16 protein-coding genes are annotated in these 20,199 nt (G+C 44.9%); 8 read left to right on the top strand and 8 right to left on the bottom strand.

The window, feature by feature from the left end:
* Positions 1-5 precede the first annotated feature (5 nt).
* The 7 genes from KNP88_RS06505 to KNP88_RS06475 form a co-directional block, all read right to left on the bottom strand.
* Positions 6-857: a YitT family protein gene (locus tag KNP88_RS06505; RefSeq protein ID WP_029332877.1), complete on the bottom strand. Its 852-nt coding sequence runs from the start codon at positions 855-857 to the stop codon at positions 6-8.
* 236 nt (positions 858-1,093) lie between these two features.
* Positions 1,094-3,394, bottom strand: a complete 2,301-nt coding sequence (locus KNP88_RS06500; RefSeq protein WP_214892950.1) for a glycoside hydrolase family 65 protein — start codon at positions 3,392-3,394, stop codon at positions 1,094-1,096.
* A 255-nt stretch (positions 3,395-3,649) separates the two neighbouring features.
* A complete protein-coding gene (locus KNP88_RS06495) occupies positions 3,650-4,681 on the bottom strand; it encodes a LacI family DNA-binding transcriptional regulator (RefSeq protein WP_088836505.1) in 1,032 nt (343 codons plus the stop codon).
* Between the two features lie 34 nt (positions 4,682-4,715).
* Complete coding sequence (locus KNP88_RS06490) at positions 4,716-6,245, bottom strand: alpha-amylase family glycosyl hydrolase (RefSeq protein ID WP_088836504.1); 1,530 nt, start codon at positions 6,243-6,245, stop codon at positions 4,716-4,718.
* A gap of 19 nt (positions 6,246-6,264) precedes the next feature.
* A complete protein-coding gene (locus tag KNP88_RS06485; RefSeq protein WP_029332873.1) occupies positions 6,265-7,098 on the bottom strand; it encodes a sugar ABC transporter permease in 834 nt (277 codons plus the stop codon).
* The gene (locus tag KNP88_RS06480) at positions 7,098-8,453 is read right to left on the bottom strand and encodes a carbohydrate ABC transporter permease (protein WP_088836503.1); all 1,356 of its coding nucleotides are present in this window, start codon (positions 8,451-8,453) and stop codon (positions 7,098-7,100) included. The genes KNP88_RS06485 and KNP88_RS06480 overlap by 1 nt, the downstream gene beginning before the upstream one ends.
* Before the next feature lie 126 nt (positions 8,454-8,579).
* On the bottom strand, positions 8,580-9,839 hold the full coding sequence (locus tag KNP88_RS06475) for an extracellular solute-binding protein (RefSeq protein ID WP_214893139.1): 1,260 nt from the start codon (positions 9,837-9,839) through the stop codon (positions 8,580-8,582).
* 455 nt (positions 9,840-10,294) lie between these two features.
* On the opposite strand from KNP88_RS06475, the gene KNP88_RS06470 reads away from it, so the two are divergent.
* Positions 10,295-12,082, top strand: coding sequence for a glycoside hydrolase family 13 protein (locus KNP88_RS06470; protein ID WP_214892948.1), 1,788 nt, complete (start codon positions 10,295-10,297; stop codon positions 12,080-12,082).
* Between the two features lie 303 nt (positions 12,083-12,385).
* Positions 12,386-13,537 (top strand): cation:proton antiporter, encoded by a 1,152-nt coding sequence (locus tag KNP88_RS06465; RefSeq protein WP_214892946.1) that lies wholly within the window; start codon positions 12,386-12,388, stop codon positions 13,535-13,537.
* 71 nt (positions 13,538-13,608) lie between these two features.
* Here the strand turns inward: KNP88_RS06465 and KNP88_RS06460 are convergent, their stop codons facing one another.
* Positions 13,609-14,382 carry an enoyl-CoA hydratase/isomerase family protein gene (locus KNP88_RS06460; protein ID WP_214765482.1) on the bottom strand — a complete coding sequence of 258 codons (774 nt, stop codon included), beginning with the start codon at positions 14,380-14,382 and terminating at the stop codon, positions 13,609-13,611.
* 198 nt (positions 14,383-14,580) lie between these two features.
* On the opposite strand from KNP88_RS06460, the gene KNP88_RS06455 reads away from it, so the two are divergent.
* The 6 genes from KNP88_RS06455 to KNP88_RS06430 all read left to right on the top strand — a co-directional run bounded on the left by KNP88_RS06455 (position 14,581) and on the right by KNP88_RS06430 (position 20,197).
* Positions 14,581-15,963: an MATE family efflux transporter gene (locus KNP88_RS06455; protein WP_214892944.1), complete on the top strand. Its 1,383-nt coding sequence runs from the start codon at positions 14,581-14,583 to the stop codon at positions 15,961-15,963.
* A complete protein-coding gene (ybaK, locus tag KNP88_RS06450; protein ID WP_214765488.1) occupies positions 15,923-16,390 on the top strand; it encodes a Cys-tRNA(Pro) deacylase in 468 nt (155 codons plus the stop codon). The genes KNP88_RS06455 and ybaK overlap by 41 nt, the downstream gene beginning before the upstream one ends.
* Before the next feature lie 20 nt (positions 16,391-16,410).
* Entirely contained in the window at positions 16,411-17,148 is a 738-nt protein-coding gene (gene pssA / locus KNP88_RS06445) for a CDP-diacylglycerol--serine O-phosphatidyltransferase (protein WP_200872399.1), read from the top strand.
* A 553-nt stretch (positions 17,149-17,701) separates the two neighbouring features.
* Positions 17,702-18,457 carry a carotenoid biosynthesis protein gene (locus tag KNP88_RS06440; RefSeq protein ID WP_214892941.1) on the top strand — a complete coding sequence of 252 codons (756 nt, stop codon included), beginning with the start codon at positions 17,702-17,704 and terminating at the stop codon, positions 18,455-18,457.
* Positions 18,426-19,124, top strand: coding sequence for a lysophospholipid acyltransferase family protein (locus tag KNP88_RS06435; protein WP_088836495.1), 699 nt, complete (start codon positions 18,426-18,428; stop codon positions 19,122-19,124). The genes KNP88_RS06440 and KNP88_RS06435 overlap by 32 nt, the downstream gene beginning before the upstream one ends.
* A complete protein-coding gene (locus tag KNP88_RS06430; RefSeq protein ID WP_214892938.1) occupies positions 19,121-20,197 on the top strand; it encodes a glycosyltransferase family 2 protein in 1,077 nt (358 codons plus the stop codon). The genes KNP88_RS06435 and KNP88_RS06430 overlap by 4 nt, the downstream gene beginning before the upstream one ends.
* Positions 20,198-20,199 lie beyond the last annotated feature (2 nt).

The raw sequence follows: 20,199 nt of genomic DNA, 5'->3' as shown, positions 1-20,199 counted from the left end.
TTGTTCTATCCTTTTCGGAAGTAACCAACGACTGAATCGGTTGGTACGACATTGATAAAGACGGTTTCATCCGCGTCACGGCAAATCCGTTCGATATCCCGCAGTTCATGTCGTTCGATGACCATCATCAGCGTCGATTTCTCGGCCCGTGAATACGTTCCGATCGACGGCATCTGTGTGATTCCACGAATGATATGTTGGTGCAGTGCCATCGTGATATCGTCGGCATGGTTCGTGATGATGAAGATTGTCAGGCGCTGATTGCTCGTATGAATCTCATCGACCACTTTCGACGTCACGTAGATAAAGACAATCGTATAGAGAGCTGTCGACCAACCGAACAATGCGCCGGCAAGGATTGCAATCAAAAAATTCAAAACGAATAAATAAAGACCGACACTTCGGTCCGAGAACCGGGCAAAAATCAAGGCGACGATATCGAAGCCACCGGTCGACGCACCAAATTTAATCGTGATCCCCGTTCCAATCGCAAGCAAGACACCACCAAACACTGCGTTTAATGTTTGGTCACCCGGAATGACAGCATATTGTGGAATCAAACCGATAAAGATCGTTGTCGCTAAAACAGAAATCAGCGTAATGATCGTAAAGCTACGACCGAGCATAATCCACGCTAATATAATCAATGGAATATTAAGGGCTAAAAACCAAACGTTCTCACCGAACGCAAATGCCGTGTCCTGTAAAACCTGAGTCAGGATTTGGGCAAGGCCCGTAAACCCTGTCGAATAAACGCCACTTGGAATCAAGAACCAGTTCATTGCGACCGCAATGACGAACCCACCAATCGAAGCGACCATTACCTTTAAAATATTTTCCTTCACAACTGCTGTCACACCTCGTTCTCCTCTCCTGCTTGAACTATCTTGGAACACTTTAGCACATAACAAATGACAGCGGATAGTCAAGAATGCGAAAGAAATTGATTTCTTTTTTTGGTAGCGCTCTCATGTGTCCGCGCGATGACTGAACGAAAACAACTCGAAAATCCGGACGATTTTCGAGATTCATCAAGAATTTCGAAAATCATCCGGATTTGTGTCAATCATATACACCTGATTCGTTCTAATTTTTAGACCGTCATTGAAGACGGAACCGTGACGCTACCTTCAGCTGGTACGTCAACGACTTGATTATGGAGTGTCAACGAGAATGCTTCACCTGCTGATTGCTCGATCGAGATTTCATTTTGTTTGACGTGAATATGGATATGATGACCGCGCCACTGCATCCGGAACGAATAACTCGTCCAGCCTTGCGGTAACATCGGATTGAAGGATAATACTCCTTCTTGAACACGGAGTCCGGCAAAACCATGCACGATCGACATCCATGATCCGACCATCGACGTGATGTGAAGACCATCTTCCGTATCATTGTTGTAGTTATCCAGATCGAGGCGTGCAGAACGTTGATACAATTCAACTGCCTTTTCTTCATATCCGACTTCAGCGGCAATGATGGAATAGATACAAGGTGAGAGCGACGATTCATGCACCGTACGTGGTTCATAGAAGTCGAAGTTCGCTTTCTTTTGCTCAATCGAGAAACGATCCGTCAAGAAGTAAAGGCCTTGCAAGACGTCTGCTTGTTTAATGAAGACGGACCGGAGGACACGATCCCACGACCAGTTTTGATTGAGTGGCAAGTGTTTCGGATCAAGATCAGCAACCATGATTTGTTCTTTATCCATGAAGCCGTCTTGTTGCATGAAAACTGCCGGCTCCGTCTCATCTTTTGGATAATACATTTTTTGATCGATGTCGGCCCACTGCGCAAGCTCTTCATCCGTCAATGTTAATTGATGCATCAACTCGGCGAGACGGTCCGGCTCGTTGTCCGCTAAATGACGATGGACGGTTTGCGCGTATTCAAGGCACCATGCTGCCATCAAGTTCGTATACCAGTTATTGTTGACGTTATTTTCATATTCATTCGGTCCTGTCACACCGAGGATCATGTAGACGTCTTTTTGCGGGACATAGTTGACACGGCTCGCCCAGTACCGCGCGATTTCGACAAGGACTTCAAACCCGTATTGTCCGAGATATGACGTATCCCCTGTGTAGTTCGTATAGTTATAAATCGCATGCGCAATCGCGCCGTTCCGGTGAATTTCTTCATGGGTGATTTCCCACTCGTTGTGACACTCTTCTCCGTTCATCGTGACCATCGGATAGAGTGCACCTTTCATACCGACGTTCTTGTCTGCATTCTCTTTTGCTTGCGGCAATTGATTATGACGGTATTTCAACAAGTTCCACGCGACGTCAGGTTTTGATGTCGCAAGGTAGAAGTTGAGACAATACGCTTCCGTATCCCAGTAGGTCGCGCCACCATATTTTTCGCCGGTGAATCCTTTTGGTCCGATGTTCAACCGGGAGTCTTCTCCTGTGTAGGTTTGGAACATGTGGAAGATGTTGAAGCGAATCCCTTGTTGCGCTTCGACGTCACCTTCGATTTTAACGTCTGCTTCTTCCCAGTGCTTCAACCAAGCGGCCTCATGCTGTGCGAGGACGGTATCGAATCCCAGTTCGAACGCTTCATTGACACGCTTCATTGCCTGCTCCAGTAAATGTTCGACTTCATAATCACGGTTTGTCACGAGCGCGACTACTTTCTCTACCGTCGCCGCTTCACCTGGTTCGACTTGTTTCGTAAAGCGGTTCGCCACGTATTGTGACGTGCCTTCAACGACTTCACAAAATGCGCCTTCAACATCTGTAATCATCGCCGCCGTTACGTGCCAATCGAGTTTTTTTGTTTTCGACGTGACATATCCGAAACGCTCTTCCGTCCCATGTTCGACCGGGAGCCAGAATTTTTCATCGTAGTTCGAGTCCTCGTTCTCGACATCCGCATCAAGATACGACTCGATGATGATTTCCGCTTCAAAGTTGATCGGTGTGACCGTATAACGGAGTGCTGCGATTTCTTTTGTCACGATTGAGAAGAATCGCGTCGATTCAATCTTCGTCTCTTCGACGCCATTCTTAAGTAACATCGTTCGTGTCAAAACACCATGTTGCATATCGAGTTCACGCTTAAAATCGACGACTTCCCACTCATTCAAATCGACATTCTTACCATTGATCGAAACACGGATACCCATGATATTGACTGCGTTCAATACTTTTGCGAAGTACTCGGGATAGCCATTTTTCCACCAGCCGACACGTGTTTTATCCGGATAATAGACACCTGCCACATACATTCCTTGGTGTGTATCGCCTGAGTAATCTTCCTCGAAATTACCACGCATCCCCATATGGCCATTCCCAATCGAAGTCATCGATTCGGCGAGACGGTTATCCTCAGGATGGAACCCCTGCTCTATAATTTTCCATTCATTCATATCAAATAATCGTTTCATCATCAGTCGCTCCTTTTATCATTGCCGATTTCGAACGTTTTCATCGTCATTTGTAAGCGTTTCAACGTTTCTGTACATTCTTTATTTTACACATAAAACAGCTTAATGCAATCGTTTGCACGAAAATAAATTTCTTTTTGTGAAACCGTTCCTAATAACTTACTTTCCACTTTAGTTTCTTTGTGTTTTTTTGTTCATAGCATAAAAAAAACTTCATCTCGAGCCCCGTTCCGGGCGAGATGAAGTCACTGGTTTTCATTCGTTTTTTGGACCCCCGCAAGACTGACGAACGACGAGGTAATGCGGGACGATGACACGTTTACCATACGGCGTCGCATCTTCATTGATTTGTTCAATCAAACAATTCGTCGCTTCAAATCCTAGACCAAAGATGTTGATTTCGACCGAGGTCAATGGCGGACTCGAAAACTCAGCGATGAACAGGTTATTGAAGCTGACGACCGCCATTTGGTCCGGGACACTAATCCCCATCTCATTCAACGTACTCATGACGCCGAGCGCCATCATATCATCACTGACGACGACGGCAGTCGGCGGATGATCGAGTGACATCAATCGTTTAACGGCGTCAGCCCCACCAGTCGTCATGAATGGTGCACTGACGATATAGTTATCCTCGACCGGAAGACCCTCTTCCATTAAAGCCGTTTTATACCCACCGACGCGTTCTTGCGTGACCGCTAAGTCTTGTGACCCGCCAACGAAGGCAATACATTCATGTCCGAGCTGATGCAAATACTTCGTCACTTCACGACCGGCAAGGTAATTATCCGTATCGACATACGTGACTTGCGATGAGTCACTGAACGGTTTCCCGACGACGACGAAGGGAAACTTCGATTCTTGAAGAAATTGTACGACTTTATCATCGGTTCTTGAATATAAAACGACAACTCCGTCGACGCGACGGCCCTGAACCATCGAGACGACGCCCTCATATACTTCTTCTTCCGACACGCCTGTCGTCATATAAAGCGAGTACCCATTTTGATGCGCTTTCGTACTGATTCCACGGATGACTTCTGAAAAGAATGGGTTTTGAAGTGTTTTCGTCGCTGCGCTCGGCATGACGAGACCAATTGCTTGCGTCGTCCGGTTCGCTAAACTCCGAGCATGGACGTTCGGATAATAACCGAGATCTTCCATTGCTTGTCGAACACGTTCTTTTGTTTTTTGACTGATTCGCGGACTATTCGCGATGACACGTGAGACCGTCGATGGTGCGACGTTCGCTTCCCTAGCGACGTCTTTAATTGTGACTTGCATCCCCTTCACCTCATCATTTCCCTACAAATGTATTTTATTGTTTTTCGTTCGAACGATTGACGCGTCTGCGATGGACCAAGAGAAGAATCAACGCAAGGATTGGGGCAATGGATCCAATCGCAACAAGTGACCACCAGTTCACTTGAGAATCTTCTAAGATATATCCATTCGCACTACTGCCATCCAATGTAATTTCATAGGCATCTCCATCTTGTCGGACGAGATCGGAAAATAATAATCCTCGCAGACGTTGATCATCACCGATTTCAGAAGCTTTAATCCGCATCGTCGTTTTCTTCTCTCCTAGATTGATTGCGTAAATCGCCGTCTGATTTTTTGATTCTCGAGCGTATACGGCCATATGATCCGTCTTTCCTAACAAGCGTTGCTTCCCTGTCGCGAACGCTGGGTAGTCTTGACGCATCTGATTCAACGTTTTTACATACTCCTGCATCTTTTCATTTTTATCAAACTCCATCATCATCCGGTTCCCCGGATCTTCACCACCCGGCATGGCGACTTCCGTTCCTTGATAGACGACCGGCATACCTGGAGCAGCATATAGGGCGAATAACGCGAGGCGTAATTGGCGTTCTTCATCTGAAGTTCCACCGATTTTCGCTTCTGTAATGAATCGTTTCAAATCATGATTATCAATGAATGTCGCGAGCGACATCGCTTTCGGATTAAATGTGATATCTCGATTATAAACTGAATCGAGTTCTTCCGCTGAACCATTTTTGCGGGCAAATTGATCTTTTATCCCGTAATAGAAAGGAAAGTTTGTCACGGAATCAAATCCAAGCTCTGAATAGGTCGCAATCTTTCGCGGATCACCATCGAATACCTCTCCGAGTAAAAATAAGTCCGGATGTTTTTCTTTGACGGCCGGAATGAATTCCTTCCAAAATGCCGGCGGAACATGACGGACCGTATCGAGACGATACCCATCGATTCCTGTCTCATCGACCCAGTAATTCGCGACGTCAACCAAATAATCGACGACTTCTGGATTTTCAGTATTGAAATCTGGCAAATCAAATAACCAGTTGTTTTCGACTTCGACTTGATTGTTCCAATTCATAATCGGTTGTTCTTCATGGAACCAATCCGGCTTTTCTTCGACAAGCGGATGATTTGGTCCGAGATGATTGACAACTAAATCAAGAACAACTTTGATGTCACGCTCGTGTGCTTCGTCGACCAATGTTTTAAATTCTTCTTTTGTTCCGAAATGGGGATCGATTTTATAATAATCCTCCGTCCAGTAACCATGATAGCCATTCGGTCGATTCTTAAAGACCGGTGTCAACCAGATTGACGTGAATCCTTCATCTTTTATGTAATCAAGGCGTTTCGTCACCCCTGCCAAATCACCACCATGATAAGCTTTCGGATCGTCCTTGTTCACATCGATATCATTACTCGTTTTCCCGTTCTCAAACCGGTCGATCATAATAAAATACATTCGTTCCTTTTCCCAATTTGCTGCTTCACTCGTCTGCGGAAAAAGTCCGAAAGACAAGAGAAGCGGCAAGAAGAGAAGCATCACGCCTCGTCTCATGCCGCTAATTCCTCCTTTATTACCCTTTCGTTCCACCTGCCGTCAATCCAGATACGAAGTAGCGCTGGAAGGCGAAGAACAGAAGGACGATTGGGACTGCAGATAAAACGGCACCTGCCGCAAACAACGTGAAGTTGTTATCAAATTGCTCAGAAACCATGTTGTATAATCCGACCGCAAGCGTCTGTTTCTCCGGCGAACGGAGAACAAGTGACGCCAGGATGAAATCATTGAACGGTGCCATGAAATTGAACAAAGCGATGACAGCAACCATTGGTTTAGCAAGCGGAAGGATGATTTGCCAGAAAATCCGAAGATGACCTGCCCCATCCATTCGTGCCGCTTCATCTAGCTCTTTTGGTATTGTATCAAAATATCCTTTGGCGAGATACGTATTCATCGGAATCGCTCCACCAGAGTATAAAAGAATCAACGCAAGATGTGTATCGAACAAATCGAGCATGTTGAGCAACACATAAATCGCGATGATCGCAACGAATTGCGGGACCATCTGCAAGACGAGGAACAAAATCAACGAATTTTTTCGTCCGACGAACCGGTAACGTGAAAAGATATAGCCCGTTAACGTGATCAATGCGACCGAGACGACCATCGTGATGACAGCAATCTTGATTGTATTGAGATACCACATGCCGTAATCCGTTTGTGTCGCATCGAACAGATCGAAGTAATGGATGAGTGTCGGATTACTCGGGAAGATGTCCGAAGTAATGCTTTTCCCCGGGTTGAGCGAAGTCCCGACAACCCAAAGCAGTGGATAGACAATAATAATCGAGGCGATCGTCAAAATGAGGTATGACAACGCCATATTGATTCGGTTTTGTTTTCTCATTAGATCATATCCTCATCTTTGAATGATTTTGAACGTTTAAACTGAATGACGGCAATCGTCATGATGAAGAACGACAGTACGAGTGTAATTGCTGCTGCGAAACCATACTGTGGATTCGAACCGAGCGATAGCTTATAGATCCAGGAGATTAAGATATCGGTTCCACCCGCAGATTGTCCCGGTACAGCCGGTCCACCATTGTTAAAGAGATAAATGATGTTGAAGTTATTGAAGTTAAACGTGTATTGCGTAATTAAGATTGGAGCTGTCGCGAATAAAATCATCGGTAACGTGATCAAACGGAATTTTTCACCTGAAGTCGCCCCGTCAATCGTCGCTGCTTCATATAGATCTTCCGGAATCGACTGTAAGATTCCTGTCGTGAGCGTCATGATGTACGGGAATCCGAGCCACCACTGAATCCCGATCAGTGCGAGACGTGTGTACGTCGGGTCAGTCATCCACTCGACACCACCGCCTATTCCGATCGCCGGGAGCAACGTCGTGTTAAAGACGCCAAATGTTTCATTGAACATTGAACGGAAAATCAAAATCGTGATAAAAGCCGGTACCGCCCACGATAAAATCAAAATTGAACGGAAGAAGCGTTTCCCTTTAAGACCTTTTTGGTTCAAGAGAACAGCCAGACCAATTCCGATTGCGATGACACCTGTCGTCGAAGCAACTGTCCAAACGAGCGTCCAACCTAACACACTGATGAACGTATCACGGAAAATATCGACCGTGAAAATGTTTAAGAAGTTTTGAATGCCAATCCAGTCGACGAGCTTGGCTGGTGGCGAGTTATTGAATTTATAGTTCGTAAAAGCAATCAAGAATGTAAAAATCAACGGTAAAACGACTGTGAAGACGAGTAGTACCAACGATGGAATCAGCATGGCATACGGGAACCCGTTATCACGGAAATTCCGTAGCTGCATCTTCAATGAAGGTACTTCTACATTTAAATCACGCAGTTTACCGATTCGATACGCATCGATAAAGTTCCAGACGTAAATGGCGATACCAAACACAAGTAAAATCAACGCGATGATTCCCTCGACCATTAAGAAAATCGAGTGATCTCCCCTTACGCCTGCTACCTCACCGAGTGTAATCAGACCCCAGATCGCACCGCGATCCCCTGGTCCATTCCCGGCTCCTTTAAAAAACAAATCAAAATTGACTAAAAAATATGACAGGACGACGATAAAGAATATCGCGCCTTTTAAAAATTGTTTATTATACAGTTGCCCTAAACCTGGGACGATTGAAATCAACGAAGCAATTTTGCGGTGATTCGTTTGTAGTTCCGGTGTCGGGTCCGTTTGTTTCGGTGTCGTAATGGCAGCCATCGTCTGTTCTCCTTTCCAAAGGTCATGTCTGACCTCAGGCTTCTCTTCCAACCATAAAGATGAGGGGGAATCAATGATCCCCCTCTCTTTAATTCTTTTTTAGTGATTCAATTGGGAAACGACGACTTATTGATTGTTCGCTTCGATTTGTTGCTTGATTTGTTTGACAGCGTCATCTGCTGATTTTTGAGCATCTTGCTTGTCTGTTGCAACAAGTTGAAGTGCTGCTGCCATTGGTTCCCAAACTTGTCCCATCTCGGCGATGTTCGGCATTGGCACACCGTCTTTAGACTGAGCGAAGACTGCAGCTGCAACTTCGTTATCTTTAATCGATGCATCTTCTTGGAGTGAAGTGACTGGTGGAATCTCGTTGTATTTCTCAAACATCGCTTTCGCGTTTTCTTCACCTGTTAATGTAGCAAGGAATTTCTCAGCCCATTCCGGATTTTTAGAATATGCAGAAACCGCATACGTTTTAACTCCTACGAATGTTTTGATTGCTTCACCGTTTGGAAGCTTCGGAAGCGCCGATGCTCCTAAATTGATGCCTTTTTCTTTATAGCTTGAGACTGCCCATGGTCCGTTCATGACAGCGACTGCTTTCTTGTCACCGAACAATTGATCCATTGCTTGACCGCCGCCACCGCCGATCAACCCTTTCGGGAAGAGACCTTCTTTGTACCATTTGCCGATGTAGTCCATTCCTTCGACAGCACCAGCATTGTTCAAGCCGATGTCTGCAGGATCAAGTTTTCCACCGTTATCTTTAAAGACATATCCACCGTACCCAGCAATCGGACCGTGTGCGAAGTAGAAGTTATCCCAAAGTGCGAGGAAACCATACTTGCCGTCTTTTTTCTGTTCCGTTGATAATTTATAGAGATCATCCATTGAAGCTGGTGCTTCTTTTAACTCATCCTTGTTGAAAAGGAGAATCGGTGTTTCAACAGCTTTTGGATAGCCGTACACTTTACCATCAAATGTGACAGCAGATTTTGCTGTATCGATGAATGGCTCAAGTGCTTTTTCACCATCTTTAAGTTCAGTGATCAACCCTTGGTCAACGACTGTCCCAATCTGGTCGTGCGGAAGAAGAATGATATCAGGTCCTTTATCAGCAGGTCCGTCAAGTGCAACTTTTTTCTGTTGATCTGTCATTTTGACTTCTTTAACTTCAACTTTTACGCCTTCTTTTTCTTCAAACGCTTTTGCCGCTGCTTTTGTTGTTTCGGCTTTTTCAGTATCTTCCCAAATAACGATTTTATCTGGTTTGCCACCATCGCCTGATGTATTCGATGAAGAGTCTGAATCTGTTCCGCCACCACATGCTGCGAGAGCACCGATTGCCATTACCGATACTGAAAGACCTGCTACAAGTTTTTTCATTTCCATGATTGAAAATTCCTCCCCAAGTTAACGTACGAATGATAAGTTCTAATGCACAACGTTTGCATAAAGGCACAACCATTTTCTCATGATAACAACTGAGTAGTTGTAAGCGTTTTATGAAAACGTTTGCATCACCTTTACATTTTTATTATACAATCTAATTCCCTTTTGACAAGTCCTTTTTATTAATTATTTTCCTACATTTTAAAAACATTCTAAAAAAGTATTTAATCGAATAAACTTTCCGAAAATTTTTATTCTCCAAAAAAGAAAACGTTTACATTTAATTTAATTGCGCACTTTAATGCAATCGATTGCATTAAATCATAAAATTATCTTTTGGAATTCTCGTTTTCACCAATTCTAATTGACTTTAAGAAAGCGCTTTACTATTCTTAGTTCGAGGACCATTATATTAGAGTGCAATCGATTGCACTAGAGGAGTGACCATTATGCTCAAAGAAGCCGTATTCCATCGCGCCATGTCTCCGTTCGTCTATAAGTACGACGAAAACTCGATTCATATCCGTCTCCAAACTAAAAAAAATGATGTTGGGCATGTCGAACTGATTTGGGGAGACCCGTATGATTGGCATACTGAAAATCCCGATGATGCGGACTGGAACTTCGATCCATCAAAAACAAATCATTGGAACACATTCGAAACACCAATGAAAAGAAGTGGTTCAGACGAATTATATGATTACTGGTTTATTGATGTCATTCCCCCATTCCGTCGTCTTCGCTATGGTTTCCGGTTACACGATGGGCAAACAACACAAGTTTTCACAGAACGTGGTTGGTTCAATGAAAAACCACTTGATGATACCGGTTACTACTTCTGTGTACCTTACTTAAATAAAATCGATGTCTTCACGTCACCCGATTGGGTCAAAGATACGGTCTGGTACCAAATTTTCCCTGATCGTTTTGCGAATGGTGATCCCTCGAACGACCCTACCGGTACATTGCCTTGGAATAGTACAGAACCGACGACAACGAATCTGTTCGGTGGGGATTTCCAAGGGGTGATTGATCACATCGACTACTTGGTTGAGCTTGGTATTACGGGCATTTATTTCTGTCCTATCTTTAAAGCGAAATCAAATCATAAATACGATACAATCGACTATCTCGAAATCGACCCACAATTCGGAACAAAAGAAAAATTTAAAGAAATGGTCGACCTTCTACATGAAAATGGCATTCGTATCATGCTCGACGCCGTCTTCAATCATGCCGGGTTCCACCACGAAGCCTTCGCTGATATCCGTGAACACGGTAGCAATTCGTCTTACCGTGATTGGTTCCACCTCCGCGACTTCCCACTCGTCACGGAACCGATGCCGAACTATGATACGTTCGCCTTTGTGCCTGAGATGCCGAAATTCAATACAGAAAATGCTGAAGTAAAAGCATACCTTCTTCACGTCGCCCGCTACTGGGTCGAGGAATTCGGAATCGACGGTTGGCGATTAGATGTCGCGAATGAAGTCGACCACGCTTTTTGGCGTGATTTCCGTCGGGTCGTCAAAGAAGCAAATCCTGAAACGTATATACTTGGAGAAATTTGGCATGATTCGCAAGAGTGGTTACTCGGTGATCAATTTGATGCCGTCATGAACTATCCGTTTACGAACGCAGCGTTAAACTTCTTTGCCCTTGATAAAACGAAGGCGACGGCGTATGCCAATGAAATGTCACACGTTCTCTTCTCGAATACGATGAACGTCAACGAAGTGACATTTAACTTAATCGGCTCACATGATACACCGCGCGCCTTGACGCGTGCCGGCCATGACAAAAATAAGATGCGTCTCCTCTTACTATCGATGTTGACGTTTTCCGGTAGTCCCGTCATCTATTATGGCGATGAAATCGGACTCGATGGGGATCAAGATCCGGGTTGCCGTAAATGTATGCCATGGGACGAAGAAGAACAGGACTTAAACCTTTTGATGTATACAAAACATTTACTTCAACTGCGGCAACAGCATAAGACTCTTGCGAATAACGGACACATTTCATTCGTTCATGCGGATGACGAGACGAATTCGATCGTCATGCGTCGAACGAGCGAAGATGGAACTTACTACATCTACTTCAACAACTCGAATCAGCAAGTAACACTTCCCGCACCAGCGGCAGGACAAGGCATGGATTTGTTCTCGAATTCACCACTTCCTTCTTTAGAAGTAACACTTCCACCTTATACAGGAACAATCGTCCAAGTCCTTTAATCAATACGGTATCTGTCTCGTTTCGAGATGGATGCCGTATTTTGACGTGTCGACAAAATAATATTGGACTCGTCCTTTTCGTTACTTTTCTCGGACAAAGCGCAAGCTGTTGCTTCTTAATCCCATTCTTACCTGTTTCTAGCTATGCGGGGACAAGTACTGTCACGGGCAAGTACAGGAAGGAAGAAACAAAATCAGCGAGTTTTCCCTCCTACTTCATTTTCTGTCCCTTGAAGCTCATCTAATAGTTATTTTGATGCTTTTCTAGGGTAAAGGAAAACATAAAAGGAGGACGTGCTCGCTATGGAATTATTTTTTTATGCCGGTCTTATTCTCATCGGCTTATTTGCAATCAGTTATTTGAGTGAACGTTTCCACCTTCCGAGTATCCTCGCTTTCATTTTAATCGGGATTGCCATCGGGCTTTATTACGATGCACCTGAAGAATTGAAGTTAGGCGGTGAAGCGGGAATCATCGTTCTATTTTTTTTGCTGGGACTTAAATTTTCAATTGCTGACTTGCTCAGTCAACTACGCCTTGTCTGGAAAGCCGGATTAATTGATGTTGCGTTATCTTTTGGTGGAACATTCCTCCTGACGCTTGCGTTTGGCTTTTCCATTCCTGAAGCCTTTTTAATCGGCTGCGTTTTATATGCGACGAGTTCTTCGATTTCTGCCCGTTTGCTCGATCGTGAGCCAGACAAACACAAGGACGTTAATCGCTTTGTCTTATCGTTACTTATTTTTGAAGATTTGATTGCCCCGCTTCTCTTGACGACGGCACCGTTTATACTTGGTACAGAACCTTTTACATTTGCCAAAGTAGGGTCCATTTTCGCGGGTTTTCTCTTTCTGTTCAGTGCTTTAATCTTACTAACCGTCTTTATTCGCAGAAAAGAACGAATCATTGGTTCCTTGTACCGGCATCCTGACGCCGGAATTGGAATCATCGGCTTGATTTTAACTTTTTCAGGTGTCGGTATCATGTTCGGTTTATCAGAAGTACTCGGTGCTTTCATCGTCGGGATTTTGTTGACTGAACTAAAGGAAACACGCTACTTGAAGCGGCTCGTCACACCTTTTCAAGATTTACTGCTCCCTCTCTTTTTCATTGCATTCGGGATGTCGTTTGAATTGACGGAAGGACTGCCTTTAAACTGGTTCTTTTTGGCACTCGTCATCTGGGGGCTGTTATCTAAATTTTTGGTCGGATTCTTCGGTGGTCGTTCATTCGGGCTGTCAAACTACCATGCCATCGAATCCGGTTTTTGCTTAGGACCACGCGGAGAATTTTCAATTCTTTTTATTACACTCGCTAGCGGCGCCTTCATCACGCTGACGGGGTTATATATTTTCGTCTCCGCTTTTCTAGGAATTTTACTATTTCGTCTCTCGAGTAGGTTAACCGATCAAACACATGCTACGGCCCAAAAAATCAAACAAAAAATGCGCTAAAACAAGCAGGACCATTTCCGATTACAACGGAAGTGGTCCTGCTTGTTTCACTGATATTAAAATAAGTCGTTTTAACGTCCGGTAAAAACAGGCGGTTTTTTTTCAAGAAATGCTTGAACCGCACGTTGATGGTCTTCCGTTTTACCGGCACGTGATTGGTAGATAATTTCCTGTGCCAACATATCATCGAGCGTCGACTCAAAACTTGCTGATTGAAGTTGTTTAATATACGCAATTACTTTTGTCGGTCGCGCTGCGAGCTGCTGAGCAAAATCCATTACTTCCTCTTCAAACCGGTCAGCTGCGACCGCTTTTGTCACGAGTTGAAACTCGACTGCTTGCTTCCCTGTTATCGTATCACCAAGCAGCGCTAATTCGAGTGCTTTCGCCGAACCGATTAAACGCGGTAAGAAGTATGGTGCTCCAGCATCCGGGACGAGACCGATGTTAATGAAGCCGAGTGACAATTTTGCATCTTCCTGAACAATCCGGAAGTCACATGCGAGTGTCAACGACAGTCCTGCTCCTGCTGCCACACCATTGATTGCTGCGATGATCGGCTTTTTCGATCCGGCTAATGCACGGACAACGGGATGATAATAGCTTTTCAAATAATCGCCATGGTCCATTCCTGGTGAGACCGTCTTTAAATCTTGACCGGCACAAAAGCCGCGTCCTTTTCCAGTCAATACGATGACGCGGACTGCTTCATCTTGATTGGCTTCCTCGATTGAATCTGCTAATTCATTTAAAAGTGTTGATGTTAAGGCATTTAATCGTTCCGGACGAGCTAACGTCACCGTTGCTACGCTCGATGCTACCGTGTACTCTACTTCAGAATTCATCACATTCCCCTACCTTTCAAAAGTGAACAACGATTCATTATGATGTATTCGTGATGTTTTATGAAAATCCTTTTAAATCCCCGTTTTTTTTATGAAAGCTTTGTTTTTCACTTTCATTATGAAAATTGAAGGCGTATAGTTTCCAAAAGATACAGTAAGACAAAATGTTTTAAGGACTTAAAAGGGGAATTTAATTTTATGAAAACTGTAAAACAACCAACATTATTCCAAATCACTTGGCCATTATTCATCGAAATCGCGTTGCATATGAGTTTAGGGATCATCGCGACATTAATCTTAAGTTACTACTCTGACAGTGCAGCAGCCGCTGTCGGTGTCTCGAACCAGGTTTTGAACATCTTCATCATTTTATTTAATATCACATCCGTCGGAGCGACAATCATCATCGGTCAGTACCTGGGTGCAAAACGTGTCCAAGATGCACGTCAAACCGCCCGCTCTGCCTTCTCGATTAATCTTTACATCGGATTAATCATATCTGTACTCGTCGCCCTAACCGGGAAACAATTATTAGGCTTCTTCTCATTAGAAGGACAAACATTAGTTTACGGCGAAACATTCATAAAGATTGTTGGCTTATTCCTATTTTTAGAAGCCATCTCGTTAACACTCGGAGCAATCCTCCGGAGTCATGGTTTCACAAAAAATGCAATGTACGTCACTCTTTTAATGAACTTCGTCAGTGCCTTCGGTAACGTCATCGCCGTACTCGGTCTGTTCGGTATTCCGGTACTCGGCGTCGCAGGTGTCGCGTGGTCGATCGTCATCGCACGTGCTTTCGCCGTCACACTGTTATTCTTTGTCGTTTACCGTAAATTATCACTACGTTTTCGTTTAAAAGATTTAATTCAAATCAACCGTCAAGACATTAAGAGCATCATGAACATCGGAATTCCATCAGCCGGAGAAGGAATTTCTTATCAGTTTTCACAGCTCATCATCACTGGTTTCATCGCAACAATTGGTGAAGCTGCCTTGTCTGCACGCGTTTACGTCTCAAACATCACAATGCTCTGCTTCTTGTTCAGTCTCGCAATTGCCCAAGGAACACAATTGTTAGTCGCCCGCCAAGTTGGAGCACACCAATTTGAACAGGCACATGCACGTGGCATCAAGACATTAAAAATCGCTGTCTTCGCAAGTTTCGTATCAGCCGTCGCAATCGCAGCGTTCGGGACATCCATCATGTCACTCTTTACATCGAGCCCTGAAATCATTGCCATCGGTATTCCGTTGCTTTGGGCAAGTGTCATCCTCGAACCAGGACGCGCGCTGAATATCGTCTTGATGGGAACGTTGAAATCAGCAGGAGACGTCCGCTTCCCGGTCACAATCGGTGTCCTATCGATGTGGGGAATCGCTGTCGTTGTCAGTTATGTACTCGGACTTCAGTTCGGTCTCGGACTTCTCGGTATCTGGATTGCCTTCTCAGCCGACGAATGGTTCCGTGGTATCTTCGCACTGAAACGTTGGAACGGTCGTAAGTGGGTTCAATATTCCCTCACTAAAGGAGAATCTCATGAGCAAAACGAACGCAGAAAGGCTACTGAAGCAGTCTAACGTTTCCTTTGAATCTATTTCTTATCCGGTCGACTTGAGCGATTTGTCCGCTCAAGCCGTCTCTGAAAAAATTAAATTCCCGCTTTCATCGGTTTTTAAAACATTAGTTTTAGAGGACGATCAAAAAAACTACTTGTTCTCTGTCATCTCTGGCGAAGAAGAGGTTAACTTGAAGGCGGTCGCTCGGGCATCTGGTGCGAAGAAAATGTCATTGGTTCCAATGAAGGCACTAGAAAGTCTGACAGGATACGTCCGTGGCGGTGTTTCTCCAATCGGAGCTAAAAAAGCTTTTCCCGTCTTCCTGTCCGACCGTGCCATCGGTCAACCGTTCATCATCATCTCAGCTGGTAAACGGGGACAGCAAATCAAATTGTCTCCGGATGATTTATTGGAATTTACTAGTGGGATTCTCTATCGAAACCGCTGATACGAAAAGCTAGATATGATATGATGAGTAGTATCGAAGAAGTGGCAGGAGGAATCATTTTGTGGAAAGAACGTGTTCGTAACTCAATCCCGAATCTCTTTACATTCGGGAATTTATATTGTGGTTTTCTCGCAATCGTCATGGCAGCGCGGGGAGATTTTCAAAATGCCACATTGTTGATTGTCATCGCCATGATGTTGGATAGTTTAGATGGTCGGATTGCACGGATGCTCGGTGTCGCTGGCGATTTTGGGAAAGAACTTGATTCGCTCGCCGATGTCGTCACATTCGGTGTCGCCCCCGCAATGATGGCATATTACACTTATTTTTACGACTTTGGTGAAATCGGCTTACTCGTTGCCGCTTTGTTCCCTTTATTCGGAGCATTTCGCTTGGCACGATTCAACCTTTCAGCAACAAATGTCGCGTCCACCTACTTCTCAGGTGTACCGATTACAGCAGCAGGTGGGATTTTAGCTGTCGTCACGCTGTTTAGTGGACGAATGAATGATTTAATGGTTCCGCTCGCCTTTACGGGACTTGCCTTCTTGATGGTCAGTCGCGTCAAGATTCCGAGTTTCAAAGATATTCCAGTGCCGCGCCATACATTCGTCATCACGTTCACGTTACTCTATGTCACGTATGTCATGATTGCCCGGAGTAACGAATGGTCGACGTTTTGGTTTATTGCCGTCCCCCTTTATATTGCCTTTTTACTCTTTTCATTCGTCAAACGAAAAAAACAAAAGCAACATTAAACGCTTTACTGCTGAACAGACCGTCTTTTGACGGTCTGTTCAGACTGTAGACAAAGTGCTATCAGGAGAAAAAGCGTCTTTATTCGTTGCTTTCCTCGGGCGAGGCGCAAGCCGTTGCTCCTTGGTCCTTACGGACAACGAGCAGGGTCTTGCCTGCCTCTGCAAGTGCGTTAAAAACGCACTTTTCCCGTAGGAGTCAACGAAACATGACGCTTTTTAGGTAATACCGTGACGGAAAGCCGTGCATAGAGACGGTTTAGAGCGCGATTCGTCTCGAATCGCTTAGAACCGCGAAAAGCAATCGGTCGCGACCCTGCAGCTTTGCTGTAGCGGCGCGGAAGATTGCCGCTTTGAAGACGAGGCGAGACAGGGAAGCGCGAACGGATTGCATCTCGATACCATATGTTTACGCTTTTTAATAGTTTGTCTACACGCTGAACAGACCGTCTTTTGACAGTCTGTTTTTTTGATCTGCCCCTCCATGCTCGCTCGAGTCAGATGGATATGGGTATACTAGTGACATCATGCTAATGAATGGAGGTTTACATACGTCATGGCCATATTTCAGCGCCGCCTTTGGTTATTCTTTACAGTTTGGTTCGTCATCGGGCTCATTTTAGTCGGATTTTCATTATTACCCCCTTGGCTCGAATGGGCAAATGCCGTTTTTTTGTTCGCTTCTGGTCTGTATGCCGCTTGTTACTTATGGGATGTCTTACCGAAAGGACGCTTCATTATTCCTTTTATTTTCTTTGGGTCCATTTTAATCGAATCAATTGGTGTCCACACCGGATGGCCATTCGGGGCCTATCGGTATGAATCGGACTTCGGTGTTCAGTTACTCGGTGTTCCAATCACGATCGGTGCAGCTTGGTTGTCCGTTATGGGGGCAAGTCTTGCATTCTCGAAGCGTTTTCCGTTTCGTTACAACACCCTGATCCTTGTCCCCTTGTTTGCTGTTTGGCTCGACTTGGCCATTGATCCGGTCTCAGCGAACGTCAAATCGTATTGGCTTTGGCAAGATGGGGGTCTGTACTATGATATCCCAACACAAAACTTTATCGGTTGGTACGGAACAGCACTTGTCTTCGCTCTTTTGATGGCACGATTTGAACAAAAGCCAACGTTCACCGAGCTCGAACGAAACAATCAGTACTTATTTTTGATGCTTCATGGTTTATTTGGACTGACTGCTGGTGTCGCAGGCCTTTATGGTGTGACGATAATCAGTAGCCTAGCATTGCTTGTTTACTGGCTGACGAAAGGAGGAGCACTACATGCAAAAGGCGCAAAAAAACAAATTAGCTGAACAAGCCTTTCATCTGTACTTGAAAGAGCGGCTCATCCGCAAACAGTTCCATCGAATATTGTATCGCCCTGATGATTTACCGGTACCTGGTTTGATGCTTGCAACACATGGTTCGTGGTGGGACGGGATGATCTTATTTCATCTCGATCAATCCGTACTCCATCAAAACCCGTACGTCATGATTGATGAACATGGCTTAAAGCGCTTCCCTTTCTTTTCACGACTCGGTGCCTTTTCCATCAACCGGGACTCCTTAAAGGATGTAAAGATGAGCCTCAACTACGCAAAGGAACGTTTGCAGGAAGGCAGTAGTGTTTGGATGTTCCCGCAAGGCGAAGAACGCCATCAAGAAGAACGACCGCTTCAACTCGCGAGCGGCGCGACTTATCTTGCTAAAGCAGCCCGGTCTGTCTCCATTTTTTCATTTTATTATTCGTTCAGTCATGAACAACAACCGGATGTCTACATCCGAACACGCCAAATCGAAATACCACCTGGTCGTACTTCAAACCAGACTGAATTTCTAACAGCAGCAATGACTCGCTTATATGATGATGTCCGGCTTGATGCGATGTCAGAGAATGTCGAGGCTTATCAAGTGTTGACGCAGCGAACAGACCCGCTTCCTGTTAAAACGGAGCGTTGGCTAAAGGCGGTTCGACGATGAGCATGACTTTATTCATATTCTCGCTCCTTGTCTGCCTCTATACGTTCATTAACTTGATGTTTCTCCCTAAACTCGCTGCACCCGTTTCTCCACCGAGTCTCGCAATTTGTATCCCTTTGCGGAACGAGGAACGAAATGTCGTGAAGTTGCTTGATTCGCTCAAACGCGCACTCGGACCGAATATGCATGTCTATCTTTATGAAGATCGCTCAACGGATGAGACACGTAACCTACTGTTGCAACAGACACATCAGGATGACCGCTTTACAATCATTGACGGAATCGAACTCCCCTCAGATTGGGCGGGAAAGGTTCATGCTTGCCATCAACTATCACTTGTCGCAAAGGAAGACTATCTGTTATTTCTTGACGCAGACATTACATTGATGCCGGATACGATTCCTCGACTATATGCGACGATGCGACAGGAAAAAGCTAGCTTTTTATCTGGTTTTCCGTCATTTCCTGTACCGACGTTTTTAGGCAAGTGTTTGATTCCGATGCAACATGTCTTAATTTCGCAACATCTCCCGCTTGCTTTTCGCAAGGTAAAGCACCCTGCTTTTGCCGCTGCGAACGGGATGGTCGTACTCGTTGAACGTGCATCTTATTTACACGTCGGGGGACATCAAGCGATTCAAACGGCACTCGTCGATGATTTAGAGCTCTGTCGGACGTTTAAGCAACACGGTCATACGACGACACTCGTTCATGTCGCCCCTTATGTCAGTTGTGACATGTATGCTACGAACGATGAAGTATGGCAGGGATTTCTCAAAAATGTCTTTCGGGGAATGAACGACTCCTACTTCGTCGGCAGTTACTTCCTGTTGTTCTATCTCGTACAGTTTTCTTTACTACCAGCTGCCCTCCTCTTTCCGTCTTGGGAGACGATTGGTGGACTTGCTCTCTTGTTGCTCGCACGATACAGGATTGATCGGATGGCGCGGATTCGCCATGTTTGGTTGTTGCACCCGTTCGCAACCGGTCTTTATGTCCTCTTACTTGCAACGGCGATGATTCGAAGAGCTCGGAAACGGGAAATCACTTGGAAAGGTCGGGCCTATTCTTAAGG

This window comes from Exiguobacterium sp. H66 (assembly GCF_018618705.1).
Taxonomy (GTDB): domain Bacteria; phylum Bacillota; class Bacilli; order Exiguobacteriales; family Exiguobacteriaceae; genus Exiguobacterium_A; species Exiguobacterium_A oxidotolerans.
This window is presented reverse-complemented; position numbering and strand designations above follow the sequence as displayed.